The organism is Bradyrhizobium sp. 179 (assembly GCF_023073535.1).
In the GTDB taxonomy this organism is placed as follows: Bacteria; Pseudomonadota; Alphaproteobacteria; order Rhizobiales; family Xanthobacteraceae; genus Bradyrhizobium.
In genome coordinates this window covers 37969-51226 of the sequence record NZ_JADPJR010000020.1, presented here as the reverse complement: position 1 = coordinate 51226, position 13258 = coordinate 37969, and the positions used below count along the sequence as shown (strand labels likewise).

At 64.0% G+C, this 13258-nt stretch carries 14 protein-coding genes and 1 pseudogene; 12 read left to right on the top strand and 3 right to left on the bottom strand.

Annotated features, from left to right (window positions below; all coding sequences use genetic code 11):
* Window positions 1-205 precede the first annotated feature (205 nt).
* The 8 genes from IVB12_RS03625 (at window position 206) to IVB12_RS03590 (ending at window position 6556) form a co-directional block, all read left to right on the top strand.
* On the top strand, window positions 206-673 hold the full coding sequence (locus IVB12_RS03625) for a TerB family tellurite resistance protein (protein WP_247295723.1): 468 nt from the start codon (window positions 206-208) through the stop codon (window positions 671-673).
* A gap of 2 nt (window positions 674-675) precedes the next feature.
* On the top strand, window positions 676-1038 hold the full coding sequence (locus IVB12_RS03620) for a hypothetical protein (protein WP_247295721.1): 363 nt from the start codon (window positions 676-678) through the stop codon (window positions 1036-1038).
* Window positions 1035-1670: a TerC family protein gene (locus tag IVB12_RS03615; RefSeq protein ID WP_247295719.1), complete on the top strand. Its 636-nt coding sequence runs from the start codon at window positions 1035-1037 to the stop codon at window positions 1668-1670. The genes IVB12_RS03620 and IVB12_RS03615 overlap by 4 nt, the downstream gene beginning before the upstream one ends.
* 32 nt (window positions 1671-1702) lie before the next feature.
* Window positions 1703-2287 (top strand): TIGR00645 family protein, encoded by a 585-nt coding sequence (locus IVB12_RS03610; protein ID WP_247295717.1) that lies wholly within the window; start codon window positions 1703-1705, stop codon window positions 2285-2287.
* Window positions 2288-2491: 204 nt separating this feature from the next.
* On the top strand, window positions 2492-2755 hold the full coding sequence (locus IVB12_RS03605; RefSeq protein ID WP_247295715.1) for a hypothetical protein: 264 nt from the start codon (window positions 2492-2494) through the stop codon (window positions 2753-2755).
* 273 nt (window positions 2756-3028) lie between these two features.
* Entirely contained in the window at window positions 3029-4417 is a 1389-nt protein-coding gene (locus tag IVB12_RS03600; RefSeq protein WP_247276806.1) for a 3-deoxy-7-phosphoheptulonate synthase class II, read from the top strand.
* Window positions 4418-4421: 4 nt separating this feature from the next.
* The gene (locus IVB12_RS03595; RefSeq protein WP_247276807.1) at window positions 4422-4775 is read left to right on the top strand and encodes a diacylglycerol kinase; all 354 of its coding nucleotides are present in this window, start codon (window positions 4422-4424) and stop codon (window positions 4773-4775) included.
* A 23-nt stretch (window positions 4776-4798) separates the two neighbouring features.
* Window positions 4799-6556, top strand: a complete 1758-nt coding sequence (locus tag IVB12_RS03590) for an NAD+ synthase (RefSeq protein WP_247295712.1) — start codon at window positions 4799-4801, stop codon at window positions 6554-6556.
* A 91-nt stretch (window positions 6557-6647) separates the two neighbouring features.
* Here IVB12_RS03590 and IVB12_RS03585 read toward each other — a convergent pair whose 3' ends face one another.
* Both IVB12_RS03585 and IVB12_RS03580 read right to left on the bottom strand, forming a co-directional pair.
* Window positions 6648-7835 carry a DUF2865 domain-containing protein gene (locus tag IVB12_RS03585; RefSeq protein ID WP_247295711.1) on the bottom strand — a complete coding sequence of 396 codons (1188 nt, stop codon included), beginning with the start codon at window positions 7833-7835 and terminating at the stop codon, window positions 6648-6650.
* A gap of 147 nt (window positions 7836-7982) precedes the next feature.
* Window positions 7983-8245 (bottom strand): annotated as a pseudogene (locus IVB12_RS03580) (hypothetical protein).
* 289 nt (window positions 8246-8534) lie between these two features.
* Here IVB12_RS03580 and cysS point away from each other — a divergent pair.
* The 4 genes from cysS to IVB12_RS03560 all read left to right on the top strand — a co-directional run bounded on the left by cysS (window position 8535) and on the right by IVB12_RS03560 (window position 12629).
* Window positions 8535-9920: a cysteine--tRNA ligase gene (gene cysS, locus IVB12_RS03575; RefSeq protein WP_247295709.1), complete on the top strand. Its 1386-nt coding sequence runs from the start codon at window positions 8535-8537 to the stop codon at window positions 9918-9920.
* Between the two features lie 115 nt (window positions 9921-10035).
* The gene (locus IVB12_RS03570) at window positions 10036-10527 is read left to right on the top strand and encodes a GNAT family N-acetyltransferase (RefSeq protein WP_247295707.1); all 492 of its coding nucleotides are present in this window, start codon (window positions 10036-10038) and stop codon (window positions 10525-10527) included.
* Window positions 10524-12122 (top strand): citramalate synthase, encoded by a 1599-nt coding sequence (gene cimA / locus IVB12_RS03565; protein WP_247295704.1) that lies wholly within the window; start codon window positions 10524-10526, stop codon window positions 12120-12122. The genes IVB12_RS03570 and cimA overlap by 4 nt, the downstream gene beginning before the upstream one ends.
* Before the next feature lie 129 nt (window positions 12123-12251).
* On the top strand, window positions 12252-12629 hold the full coding sequence (locus IVB12_RS03560; RefSeq protein ID WP_247295701.1) for a VOC family protein: 378 nt from the start codon (window positions 12252-12254) through the stop codon (window positions 12627-12629).
* A gap of 3 nt (window positions 12630-12632) precedes the next feature.
* On the opposite strand, the gene IVB12_RS03555 is transcribed toward IVB12_RS03560, so the two are convergent.
* Window positions 12633-13238 carry a TIGR00730 family Rossman fold protein gene (locus IVB12_RS03555; RefSeq protein ID WP_247276820.1) on the bottom strand — a complete coding sequence of 202 codons (606 nt, stop codon included), beginning with the start codon at window positions 13236-13238 and terminating at the stop codon, window positions 12633-12635.
* Window positions 13239-13258 lie beyond the last annotated feature (20 nt).

The following is a 13258-nucleotide window of genomic DNA, read 5'->3' as shown; positions in this document are numbered from 1 at the left end:
CAGCCCCGTCTTTATGTCTGAGAGGAACAAGAATCCGGGCCCCTCTGGCGAGGACGCCGACCATGTCGGCAAACCTCGTGATGTCGGATGACCTGTCCCGCGCGAATGCGATGGATCGGCCGATCGTCGGGCCTTCTTCGGTTCTCTCCGACCAGTCGTTCCATCGCAGCTCCGTGCGGCCATTTCGCAAGCTTAGGGAGCAACGATGTCTGACGCCAAGCATTCAAATCCGATCGAGATCGCCGATCCGTCCAGCCTGAACGAGCAGGCTGCGGCGGCGCTGGTCATTGCCGGCGCGCTCGTCGCCGTGGCCGACCGGCGCGTTTCGCCGGTCGAGCGCGACGAGGTGATTCGCTTCATTCGCGATCGCGGATTGGCACCTCATATCGAGGATGAAAGGCTATTTGCGATGTTCGACACACTCGCGGGGCGACTCGAGGAGCCGGATTTTGCAAACGTCGTGATCGATACGCTGCGGCCGGTCTCGGACATGCCGCTGTCGTCGCATCTGATGGAGTTGTCGGAGCGGGTCGCCGCTGCCGACGAGGACGTGCATCCGCATGAGGTGCAGGCGATCAAACTGTTGCGCCTGCTGACGCTGGCCCTGCCGCGTGCAAAGCAGGTCGCATCGGGTGCTGCGCGCGCTCAACAGCCCGTGGCGGCAGAGGAGTGAGCATGAGCGCAGCTTCGGACGAGCCTACGAATGGGGCCACGGGCCCCGCCAGCCAGTTGGCCGGCGGCGACCCGCGCCTCGACAAGCTCGTCCATCGCTTGCCGCCGCGCATGGGCGACGCCGTCACCTATCTGCTCAAGCCGTCCAGCCGCTGGATCAGGATTCCCTCGGGCCTGCTGCTCATTGTCGGCGGCGTGCTCTCCTTTCTGCCGGTGCTCGGCGTCTGGATGCTGCCGCTCGGTCTTGCATTGCTGGCGGAAGACGTGCCGCTGCTGCGCTCCTCGCGCGCCAAGGTCCTGGATTGGGTTGAACGCAAGAAACCGCACTGGCTCGATCCGTCTGTACCGAAAAACGATCGATCATGACAGAATTCATCACCGCCGATGCTCTGACCGCGCTGTTTCAGGTCATCCTGATCGACCTCGTGCTGGCCGGAGACAACGCCGTCGTCATCGGTCTTGCCGCGGCGGGACTGCCGGCCGAACAGCGCCGGCGCGCCATCGTCGTCGGCATTGTCGCCGCCACGGCGCTCCGCATCGTCTTCGCCGGCGTTGCGACCCAGCTCCTGCAGGTGATCGGCCTCCTGCTCGCCGGCGGCGTGCTGTTGCTGTGGGTCTGCTGGAAGATGTGGCGCGAGCTGCGCGAGCAGTCCGCGCATTCGCGCCAGCTCGCGTTCGAGCATGGCGGCGGCGCCGGAGCACCTGCGCCGCATAAGACCTTCGGCCAGGCGGCCTTGCAGATCGTCGCCGCCGACGTCTCGATGTCGCTCGACAACGTGCTCGCGGTTGCGGGCGCCGCGCGCGAGCACCCCTACATCCTTGCCTTCGGCCTATTATTGTCGGTGGCGATGATGGGCGTTGCCGCCGACCTGCTCGGCCGCGTGCTGCAGAAGCAGCGCTGGATCGCCTATGTCGGTCTCGCCATCATCGTTTACGTCGCCTTCGAGATGATCTATCGGGGCTCGCTCGAGCTCGCGCCTGTCATCGCGAGTCTGTGAGGCGCGTTCCCATTTGCAATCCGGAGTGATCAATGACGTCTGAACCGAAAGCAGCTTCGGCGCATGCCGCGGAGGGGCCGCAGATCGGCCCGTTTGCGCAGCTCATCTTTGGTTCGCGCTGGTTGCAAGTGCCGCTCTATGTCGGCCTGATCATCGCGCAGGGCGTTTATGTGCTGCTGTTCCTCAAAGAGCTCTGGCACCTGGTCCTGCACTCGTTCGACGCCAGCGAGCAACAGATCATGCTGGTCGTGCTCGGGCTGATCGACGTCGTGATGATCTCGAATCTGCTGGTGATGGTGATCGTCGGCGGCTACGAGACCTTCGTCTCCCGCCTGAACCTGACTGGGCATCCCGACGAGCCGGAATGGCTCAGTCACGTCAATGCCAGCGTGCTCAAGATCAAGCTGGCGATGGCGATCATCGGCATCTCCTCGATTTCTCTGCTCAGGACCTTCATCGAGGCGGGCAATCTCGGCACGACGCGCAGCAATTTCACCGAAAGCGGCGTGATGTGGCAGGTGCTGATCCACCTGACTTTCATCATCTCGGCGATCGGCATCGCCTGGGTCGATCGCCTCAGCGAGAGCGGCCATCGCAAGGAGGCAAGCCACGGCTGAGGAATCCGGCCGTCCGATACCTCCCGAGCGGCCAAGCTTGGGCCCGCCTGGTCGCTTGGCCGGGCGGGCTCCCTTTTCCGGATCGATAAAATTGCCTGCAATCCGCACAGCAGCGGCAAACCCTGCGAACAAGAAGCGCGCGGCTTTAAACCTCGACTTTGGAACCAGCGTGCATCCTCCCCGGCAAAAGGGCAGGGCATCCGCATGTCTATTCTCAGGGAGATCGTCGCCGCAGCGGCAGGAGTGTACGCGCTCCTGCTTCTCTGCGACGCATTGTTCGGGGTCGGCGAGGCACGCTTCGACGACGCCTATTTCCGCACCAGTTTCTACGCGCCGCGGCCGAAGGAATTTCGCTTTTCTAGCGATACGCCGCCGGCGGTGCGTGTTAGCGACGCATTTGCGCAATTCGCGCCGGGCGAAGCCAGGCTGAACAGGCGTTACTCGTCTCTGACGACGATCATTCGCTGACGTCATTCCCCCTGGGTCTGGGTCCAGTCCGCGACGCCGCCCCACACCTTATCGCGGTGATCGGGGCGGTGGCGCCGACGTCGAATGGCTTGACCGTCAACACCTCCGGTTTGATCGCCGACCGTTTCCTAGCAATTGCGAATTCGACTTTGCCCGCAAGGGTTTGCAATGCGGAATGGATTTACAACTGGCGGGACGAGACCAGCCTGTGTATAAGGCGGCCCTCGCAACCCACAGATCAGGTTGCGCTTTTTGCTTCACGGAGAGATTGCGATGTCCGAGCGGTGGACGCCCGAGTCCTGGCGCAGCAAGCCGGTGCTACAGGTGCCCGACTATCCTGACGCCAAGGCCTTGGCCGACGTCGAGGCGCAGCTTGCGACCTTTCCGCCGCTGGTATTTGCCGGCGAAGCGCGCAATCTGAAGAAGGCGTTGGCACGGGTTGCGGCCGGCGAGGCCTTCCTGCTCCAGGGCGGCGACTGCGCTGAGAGCTTTGCCGAGCACGGCGCCAACAACATCCGCGACTTTTTCCGCGTGCTGCTCCAGATGGCGGTGGTGCTGACTTACGCCGGCGCCGTCCCCGTGGTGAAGGTCGGCCGCATCGCCGGCCAGTTCGCCAAGCCGCGGTCGTCGCCGACGGAAAAGGTGAACGGCGTCGAGCTCCCGAGCTATCGCGGCGACATCGTCAACGACATCGCCTTCACCAAGGAAGCGCGCGTGCCGGACCCGCAGCGCCAGCTGATGGCCTACCGCCAGTCGGCCGCGACGCTGAACCTGCTCCGCGCCTTCGCCACCGGCGGATTCGCCAATCTCGGCAGCGTGCATCAATGGATGCTCGGCTTCCTCAAGGATAGCCCGCAGTCCCGCCGCTACAAGGAATTGGCCGACCGCATCTCGGACGCGCTCAACTTTATGCGCGCCTGCGGCCTCGATCTCGAAAGCCATCCCGAGCTGCGCGCCACGGATTTCTACACCAGCCACGAGGCGCTGCTGCTCGGCTACGAGCAGGCCCTGACCCGCGTCGATTCCACCACCGGCGACTGGTACGCGACCTCGGGCCACATGATCTGGATTGGTGACCGCACCCGCCAGCTCGATCACGGGCATATCGAGTATTTCCGCGGCATCAAGAACCCGATCGGGCTCAAATGCGGCCCGTCACTCAAGCCCGACGAACTGCTGAAGCTGATCGACGTGCTCAACCCCGACAACGAGCCGGGCCGGCTGACGCTGATCGGCCGCTTCGGCTCCGACAAGATCGGCGAGCATCTGCCCAACATGATCCGCGCCGTGCAACGCGAGGGCAGGGTGGTGGTCTGGTCCTGCGATCCCATGCACGGCAACACCATCACCTCGACGTCGGGCTACAAGACCCGCCCGTTCGACCGCATCCTATCCGAGGTGAAGTCGTTCTTTGCGGTCCACGCCGCGGAAGGCACCCATGCCGGCGGCGTGCACCTGGAGATGACGGGCCAGGACGTCACCGAATGCCTCGGCGGCGCCCGCGCCATCACCGACGAGGATCTCAACGACCGCTACCACACGGTCTGCGATCCACGTCTCAATGCTGAGCAATCCATCGACATGGCTTTCCTGATTGCCGAGCTGCTGAAGCAGGAACGCGCCGGCAAAGCCAGGCCGATGCCCGCCGCAGCGGGGCTCTAGAACCTTGCTGCGAATTTGGAAGGCGACGATCAATTCCCGGAACGGTCTGGCCTTTGCGTTCCGCTCGGAGCAGGCCGTCCGCGAGGAGATCTTTGTGCTCCTCCTGTCGCTGCCGCTGGCCTGGTTCATCGGCGCGACCGCGATGCGCGCGGTCGAGCTGGTCTGTGCAGTCGCCTTCGTGCTGGTCGTCGAGCTGCTCAACACCGCAATCGAAAAACTCGCCGACCGCCTGACCATGGACCACGACAAGCAGATCGGCCGGGTCAAGGACATGGGCTCGGCCGCCGTCGGCGTTGCGCTGCTGATGGCCGGCGCGTTCTGGATCTTTGCGCTCATCGAGCGATTGGGTTTCGTCTAGCGACGATCGAACAAGGGCGGTCCATGACCGAACGTCTCAACGCATTCGCGGTCACGCTCGCCCAGCTCAATCCGACCGTGGGCGACATCGAGGGCAATGCTGCGAAGGCACGCTCGGCGCGCGCGCGAGCCGCCGCCGACGGTGCCGACCTCGTGCTGTTTCCGGAATTGTTCATCGCCGGCTATCCTCCGGAGGACCTGGTGCAGAAGCCGGCGTTCCAGGCCGCCTGCCGCGCCGCGATCGAAAGCCTGGCGCGCGAGACCGCGGACGGTGGTCCGGCGATGCTGGTCGGCACGCCCTGGGTCGAGGAGGGCAGGCTTTACAATGCCTGTGCGCTGCTCGATGGCGGCCGTGTCTCCGGCTTACGCTTCAAGTGCAATCTGCCGAACTACGGCGTGTTCGATGAGAAGCGACTGTTTGCGCGGGGACCCGCAGCAGGACCCGTGACCGTGCGTGGCGTGCGCATCGGGGTGCCGATCTGCGAGGACATCTGGCTGGAAGAGTCCGAGGACTACGAAAACCTGGTCGAGACGCTGGCGGAGACTGGCGCCGAGATCATCCTGGTGCCGAACGGCTCGCCTTACGCCCGCGACAAGAATGACGTTCGCCTGTCGGTCGCCGTGGCGCGCGTCACCGAAAGCGGCCTGCCGCTGGTCTATCTGAATCAGATCTGCGGGCAGGACGAGCTCGTGTTCGACGGAGCGTCCTTCGCGCTCAATGGCGACCTCTCGCTTGCGGCGCAATTACCGGCGTTCGAGGAGAGCATGGTCACGCTGCGCTTCACCAGGAATGGTGACGACTGGCGCTGCACCGGGCCGATCGCCGAGCAGCCCGAGGGCGACAAGGCCGATTATGCCGCCTGCGTGCTGGGCCTCCGCGATTACGTCGCCAAGAACGGCTTTCCGGGCGTGCTGCTCGGCATTTCCGGCGGCATCGATTCCGCGCTGTGTGCGGCGATCGCGGTCGATGCGCTCGGCGCCGATCAGGTGCATGGCGTGATGCTGCCTTATCGCTACACGGCACCACACTCGATTGCGGATGCCGGCGAGCTCGCGGGCCATCTCGGCATCCGCTACGAGGTTTTGCCGATCGCCGAAGCGGTGAACGGGTTCGAGACCATCCTGTCCGGCCTCTTCAAGAATCTGCCGCCAGATATCACCGAGGAAAATCTTCAGGCCCGCACCCGCGGCACGCTCTTGATGGCGATCTCCAACAAAACCGGCTTGATGGTGGTGACGACAGGCAACAAGTCGGAAATGTCGGTCGGCTACGCCACGCTCTATGGCGACATGAACGGCGGCTTCAATCCGATCAAGGACATCTATAAGACGCAGGTGTTTCGGCTGGCGACACTGCGCAATTCCTGGAAGCCGGAGGGCGCGCTCGGACCGGCCGGGGAGGTCATTCCGCCGGATATCATCACGCGCCCGCCGACCGCGGAATTGCGCGAGAACCAGCGTGATGAGGACTCGCTGCCGCCCTACGATGTGCTCGATGCCGTCCTGGAACGTCTGGTCGAACGCGAGGAGCCACTTGATCACATCATCGCAGCCGGCTTTGACCGCGAGACGGTCACCCGCATCGACCATCTTCTCAACGTCGCCGAATACAAGCGCCGCCAGGCCGCGCCCGGCGTGAAGGTGACGGCCCGGTATTTCGGCCGCGATCGCCGTTATCCCATCACGAACAGATTCCGCGACAAGGGCGAGCCGTTGCCGGCGGCAGATGAGGCGCTGGTGACGCGCGGCAGCAAGGCGTCTATCGACGCGTTCGAGGGGTAGGAACCTAGCTCGGCCGGATGGACGAACGCTCTCCCCACATAACACGCTGTTATCATCCGCGAAGGCGGATGCATGACAGTTGAGTTTGTGACTACTTCTGCTGCTGCGGCAGGAAGGTCGGGCCGACTGAACGGATCGGCTTGTTCTCGGAGTTAGCGGTGGTGGGGGTATCTGCCGGCGGCGTCGTGGCCGGCGTATTGGCCGTCGTCGGCGCCGAAGCTGCGCCCTTCTTGGCATTCGCGGGCGTGCCCTTGTTGAGCCGCTGCTGCTGCATCTTCCTGGCGCTCTCTTCGGTGACGATGATGTCGCCCTGCTGCTCGACTGCGGCCTTGTCGTCCGCCGATTTCAACGCGTCCGCCCAGGTCTGGCCTGCGGCCTTGCAGGAGCAGGATGGGTTGAACTCGCTGCGGAACTTGAACGCTGTCGGCAGCGCCGTGTAGGGCTGGCCGCCGATCGAGACCGCCGAGTTCATGTCTTCGCCGGGATTGCGATGGGTGTAGAGCACGGCTTCCGCGGCCGGGCACAGCGCCTTGCAGGTTTTCTCGTCGTCGGGAAAGCGCGCCGGCACGGTCGCAAACGAGATCGGGAAATAGGCGCCGTCGCAAGTGCGCACGCACACGGTGCGAAAGGTGCCGGATTGCGGGCCGAGATCGGCGGGTGGAACGGCTTGCGGATTGCCCGCGTTATTGCCGCCAAACAGATTGCTGAGGAAGTTGCCGCCGCCTTGCGACTGCGCCGCGTTGGCATATTGCGGGCCGCAATTGTTCTGCGCCAGCGCCGCCAGCACCGAGCGGCGCTGATTGTCGCGCTCGGGGCTGAAGCCTCCCGGGCCGCCGCCGCGCAGGCGCTCGAGATTGCCAGTGATCTGATCCAGATTGGCGCGCATCTGCTGGATCTGGGTGTTGACCGGGCCGCATTGCGCGGATTGGCCGCTGAACAGGGAGAAGAAGCCGGAGGAATCGCAGCCCATGCGCTTGGCCTGCATGGTGACGCGATCGAGCTCGGCCTGCTGGCGGGTCTGGGAATCCTGGTAGCGGCGGATCTGCTCTTCGCGCGCGGGGTCACCACCGCCGCCGCGGTCGAGTGCGGCGAGCTGGCCTTCCAGCCGCACGCACATCGGATTAGAGCCGAGCCCGTTCTGGCCGGGCTGAGGCGGCGGTCCCGGAGGGCCGACCTGCGCGAAAGCGCCGGTGGCGAGCACGACCGTGCTCAAGAGCACGGTGCAGACAAGGAGGAAGCGGGCACGGGGCAGGGACAACAATTCAGGCATATCCGCCATTCTAGCGAGGTCACGGCCCAATGTGACTTGGGAAACCGAAGTGACTTGAGGGCCGAAGCGCGCCCTCCCATAGCCGCTTCCTGCGGCATCGTCACGTCGTTTCAGGGGCCAAAGATTGGGCCTAAGGCCCGCCAGTTCCGAGCGAATTCAGCGCTGGCAGGTGATTGCGACATATTCGTCGCAACGGCCATGGGAGCAGTTTGCGCCGGATTTGGGACGGAGCCGGTAATTTCGTCGGGATCGACCCGGCGATAGGCCGAGGCCTGGGCAAAATCCCGTGACTGGCAATAGGTGCGCGCGATCCCATAGCCGTCCGCCTGGTTGACAATGATGAAGACGCGCGTCTCGGCGTAAGCGCTGGCTGCCGTAAGGGTGGCGGCGCACAAAATCAGCGCGAGCAAGGATCGCATGAAAATACCCGTGAGAAAAATGGAACCGCCAGTTCCAGAATGGGCTCAAGTGGTTAAGGATCATGAACCAGCAGGGCGAGGCGCGCGCTTTGCGGAGATAAAGCGGCGTTTTCGCGGCTCTCTTGACGCGGAGCCGCCTCATAGCCCATATGTGGCCGCATGAACGGTCTCCTCGCCATTTGCGCCATTTGCCGCGAGATTACGAGCTAGCGATTCGCTGGCTGGAGCCGTCTTTTCTCAAAAACATTGAGAGCCTTGGACGCCCGGCCAACAGCCGACGGGTATCCATATGGAATTGCGCCTCTACGATACGCTGAGCCGGGAAAAGCGGACCTTTGTATCGCTCGATGCGAACAACGTGCGCATGTATGTCTGCGGACCGACCGTCTATGACTTCGCCCATATCGGCAATGCGCGACCCGTGATCGTGTTCGACGTGCTGTTTCGGCTGCTGCGCCATCTCTATGGCGAGGCGCATGTCAAATATGTCCGCAACATCACCGACGTCGACGACAAGATCAACGACCGCGCCGCGCGGGATTTTCCCGGCCTGCCGCTGAACGAGGCGATCCGCAAGGTCACTGAGGAGACGGGCCGGCAGTTTCATGCCGACGTCGATGCGCTGGGCGCGCTTCGACCGAGCGTCGAGCCGCGCGCGACCGAGCATATCGGCGAGATGCGCGAGATCATCGAAAAGCTCGTCGCCGGCGGCTTTGCCTATGTCGCTGAGGATCATGTGCTGTTCTCGCCGCAGGCAATGAACGCGGCCAATGCCGGCCTGCCGCGCTACGGCGCGCTGTCCAATCGCTCGCTGGACGAGATGGTCGCCGGCGCCCGCGTCGATGTCGCGCCCTACAAGAAGGGCAACACCGACTTCGTGCTGTGGAAGCCGTCAAAGCCGGGCGAGCCGTCATGGCCATCGCCGGCGGGCATCGCCGCGCAGGGACGCCCGGGCTGGCACATCGAGTGCTCGGCAATGGCCTGGAAGCATCTCGGCGAGCATTTCGACATCCATGGCGGCGGTATCGATCTCGTGTTCCCGCATCACGAGAACGAGGTCGCGCAGACCTGCTGCGCCTTCCACCAGCAGCGCATGGCGAACTACTGGATGCATAACGGCTTCCTGCAGGTCGAGAGTGAGAAGATGTCGAAGAGTCTCGGCAACTTCATCACCATCCATGAGCTGCTGGCGGATTGGCCGGGTGAGGTGCTGCGTCTGAACATGCTGAAGACGCATTACCGCTCGCCGATCGACTGGACCATGAAGTCGCTGGAGGAGAGCGCCAAGACGCTCGACGACTGGTATCGCGTTGCGGCCGACGTCGAACCCGGCAGGCCGGCAGCATCCGTGGTCGAGCCGCTGCTGGACGACCTCAACACGTCCCTTGCGATCGCGGCGCTGCACGGCTTGCGCGGCAGCGACGTGAACGGCTTGGCGGGATCGTTGCGGCTGCTCGGTTTTCTCTCCGAGAGCGCTGCGCAATGGGAAGGCCGCAAGCAACAGGCGAGCGGCATCGATGCGAAGGAAGTCGAACGCCTCATCGCGGAACGGACGGCCGCCCGTCGCCGTAAGGACTTTGGGGAGTCCGATCGTATTCGAAATGAGCTTGCCGCGATGGGAATCGAACTCGTGGATCACAAAGACGGCACGACTACCTGGAAGCTTAAGCGATGAAGCGGCCCGACACGCCTTTTCCGCGGCACTGGCTCTACTACATCGCGCTGAAGATCGCACTGCTCGGCGCGGCCGTGGCGATCGTGCTGAAACTCTATGGGATGTGGTGAGGACGATGGGACAGACTTTGCCAAAGCCCGCACTTAGGCCCTTCCTGCCTGATGATGTGCCGGTGCTCGCCGCGATCTTCACCGCCAGCATCGAGGAGCTGACCGGCGACGATTATAGCGAGGCGCAGCAGCAGGCCTGGATGGAGACGGCGGAAAGCGAAGAGTTCGGCAAGGGGCTCGCCGCCGACCTGACCCTGGTCGCGACGCTGGAAGGCTCGCCCATCGGTTTCGCCTCGCTGCGCGGCAACGATCATATCCGCATGCTCTATGTGCATCCCGGAGTGAGCGGGCAGGGCGTTGCGACCATGCTGGTCGATGCGCTGGAGAAGCTTGCCGGCGGTCGCGGTGCGACGAGCCTCTCGGTCGATGCCAGCGACACCGCACAGGGCTTCTTCGCCAAGCGCGGCTACACCGCCCAGCAGCGCAACAGCGTCGCCATCAATGACGAGTGGCTCGCCAACACCACCATGAAGAAGACGCTCGGAGCGCCGCAATGAGCAAGGAGCGTCTCTATCTGTTCGACACCACGCTGCGCGACGGCGCGCAGACCAACGGCGTCGATTTCACGCTGGCCGACAAGCAAGTCATCGCGGCGATGCTCGATGATCTCGGCATCGATTATGTCGAGGGCGGCTATCCCGGCGCCAATCCGCTCGATAGCGAATTCTTTGCGACCAAGCCCAAGCTTAATCATGCGCGCTTTACCGCCTTCGGCATGACGCGGCGGGCCGGGCGCTCGATCTCCAACGACCCTGGTGTGGCCGGGCTGCTGGAAGCAAAGGCCGACGCGATCTGCTTCGTGGCGAAGTCATCGGCCTATCAGGTGCGCGTTGCGCTGGAGACGACGAAGGAGGAAAACCTCGCCTCGATTCGCGACAGCGTCGCGGCCGCGAATGCCGCCGGCCGCGAGGTGATGCTCGACTGCGAGCACTTCTTCGACGGCTACAAGGAAGACGCGGCGTTCGCGCTCGCCTGCGCCAAGGCCGCCTATGAGGCCGGCGCGCGCTGGGTGGTGCTGTGCGACACCAATGGCGGAACCATGCCTGACGAGGTCGAGGACATCGTCACCGAAGTGACGAAGCACATCCCCGGCGATCACGTCGGCATCCATGCCCATAACGACACCGAGCAGGCGGTGGCCAACTCGCTCGCTGCGGTGCGCGCCGGCGCACGGCAGATCCAGGGCACGCTGAATGGCCTTGGCGAGCGCTGCGGCAACGCCAATCTCTGCTCGCTAATCCCGACGCTGAGGTTGAAGAAGGGCTTTGCCGACGCCTTCGAGATCGGCGTCACAGCCGAGAAGCTGGCAACGCTGGTCAAGGTCTCGCGCACGCTCGACGACATGCTCAATCGCGTGCCGAACCGGCATGCGGCCTATGTCGGCGAGAGCGCCTTCGTCACCAAGACCGGCATTCACGCCTCCGCCGTGCTGAAGGATCCACAGACTTACGAGCACGTCCTGCCGGAATTGGTCGGCAACCACCGCAAGGTGCTGGTCTCCGACCAGGCCGGACGCTCCAACGTCATTGCCGAGCTCGACCGCGCCGGCATTCCTTACGAGAAGAGCGATCCGAAGCTGACGCGCCTGGTCGAGGAATTGAAGGCGCGCGAGGCGGCGGGCTACGCCTACGAATCCGCAAACGCCTCGTTCGAGCTCCTGGCGCGCCGGACGCTCGGGAAGGTGCCGCACTATTTCGAAGTCGAGCAGTTCGACGTCAATGTCGAGCAGCGCTACAATTCGCATGGCGAGCGCGTCACCGTCGCTTTGGCTGTGGTCAAGGTCGACGTCGCCGGCGAGCGCCTGATTTCAGCCGCCGAGGGTAACGGTCCCGTCAACGCCCTCGACGTCGCCTTGCGAAAGGATCTCGGCAAGTACCAGACCTACATCGAGGGCTTGAAACTGATCGACTATCGCGTGCGTATCCTGAACGGCGGCACCGGTGCGGTCACGCGCGTCCTGATCGAAAGCGAGGACGAGAACGGCGATAGCTGGACTACGGTCGGCGTGTCTCCGAACATCATTGACGCTTCGTTCCAGGCGCTGATGGATTCGGTGATCTACAAGCTGGTGAAGTCGGGGGCGCCGGCGTAGCTATCAGGGAGTCATTCCGGGGCGGTCCGCAGGGCCGAACTAAGGTGCGCAATTGCGCACCTGAGAATCTCGAGATTCCGGGTTCACGCTTCGCGTGCCCGGAATGATAGCGGAGAGGGGGAGCGACCAATGATTGACCACATTTCCGTCGGCGTCAGCGATCTCGATCGCGCCGCAAAATTCTACGAGGCCGCGCTATCCGCGCTCGGCCTCACGCGCCTCGTGACGCGGCCGCGGACGGTCGGCTTCGGCAAGGCCTATCCGGAGTTCTGGATCAACTTGCGCGAGGGCATGCCGCACGTCCCGCCGGAGAGCGGCGTGCACATCTGCCTGCGGGCGAAGACGACTGATGAGGTCGATGCGTTTCACGCCGCCGCGCTGTCCGCCGGCGGTGCCTCCGATGGCGCGCCGGGCTTTCGCCCCCACGATCGCGTGCGCTATTATGCGGCGTTCGTGAGCGATCCCGACGGCAATCGCATCGAGGCGGTGACGTTTCCGAGCGCGTAATCCTTACAGCCGGCGTGCCACTTCCGGAGCCATCTGCTTTTCCGCCTCGGCGACCTGGGCGGCGGCTGCCTTCAGCTTCGGTAGAATATCCTCGACGCGATCGGCTTTGAGGATGTCGATCGACAGGCCGGCGCGGATGAACTCGGTCTGGCGCATATGCGACAAGAGCGAGAACAGCGGCTCCCAGAAATTGTCGATGTTGGCGAGCAGCACCGGCTTGGCGTGACGACCGAGCTGCTTCCAGGTCATCTGCTCGACCAGCTCCTCCAGCGTGCCGACGCCGCCCGGCAGCGCCACGAAGGCATCGGAGCGTTCGAACATCAGCCGCTTGCGCTCATGCATGTCGGGGGTGACGATCATCTCCTGCACTCGCGTCAGCGCGTTCTCGCGCAGCCGCAGGAAGTCGGGGATGATGCCGGTGACGGTGCCGCCGTGATCCAGCACGGAGGTCGCGACCGCGCCCATCAGGCCAAGCGAGCCGCCGCCATAGACCAGGCGGATGTTGTTCTCGGCGAGCGCCTTGCCGAATGCCTTGGCACCTTCGGTAAAGTTGGGATTGGTTCCGGGGCCGGAGCCGCAATAGACACAGACGGTTTTGATTGTGCTCATTGGTGCCATGATGCATTGCA

Coding starts and splice junctions, on each gene's coding strand:
- IVB12_RS03555 (WP_247276820.1), bottom strand. CDS start 13,238: ATGAGCACAATCAAAACCGTCTGTGTCTATTGCGGCTCCGGCCCCGGA.
- cysS (WP_247295709.1), top strand. CDS start 8,535: ATGGAATTGCGCCTCTACGATACGCTGAGCCGGGAAAAGCGGACCTTT.
- IVB12_RS03600 (WP_247276806.1), top strand. CDS start 3,029: ATGTCCGAGCGGTGGACGCCCGAGTCCTGGCGCAGCAAGCCGGTGCTA.
- IVB12_RS03605 (WP_247295715.1), top strand. CDS start 2,492: ATGTCTATTCTCAGGGAGATCGTCGCCGCAGCGGCAGGAGTGTACGCG.
- IVB12_RS03570 (WP_247295707.1), top strand. CDS start 10,036: ATGGGACAGACTTTGCCAAAGCCCGCACTTAGGCCCTTCCTGCCTGAT.
- IVB12_RS03610 (WP_247295717.1), top strand. CDS start 1,703: ATGACGTCTGAACCGAAAGCAGCTTCGGCGCATGCCGCGGAGGGGCCG.
- IVB12_RS03625 (WP_247295723.1), top strand. CDS start 206: ATGTCTGACGCCAAGCATTCAAATCCGATCGAGATCGCCGATCCGTCC.
- IVB12_RS03615 (WP_247295719.1), top strand. CDS start 1,035: ATGACAGAATTCATCACCGCCGATGCTCTGACCGCGCTGTTTCAGGTC.
- IVB12_RS03590 (WP_247295712.1), top strand. CDS start 4,799: ATGACCGAACGTCTCAACGCATTCGCGGTCACGCTCGCCCAGCTCAAT.
- cimA (WP_247295704.1), top strand. CDS start 10,524: ATGAGCAAGGAGCGTCTCTATCTGTTCGACACCACGCTGCGCGACGGC.
- IVB12_RS03585 (WP_247295711.1), bottom strand. CDS start 7,835: ATGGCGGATATGCCTGAATTGTTGTCCCTGCCCCGTGCCCGCTTCCTC.
- IVB12_RS03620 (WP_247295721.1), top strand. CDS start 676: ATGAGCGCAGCTTCGGACGAGCCTACGAATGGGGCCACGGGCCCCGCC.
- IVB12_RS03560 (WP_247295701.1), top strand. CDS start 12,252: ATGATTGACCACATTTCCGTCGGCGTCAGCGATCTCGATCGCGCCGCA.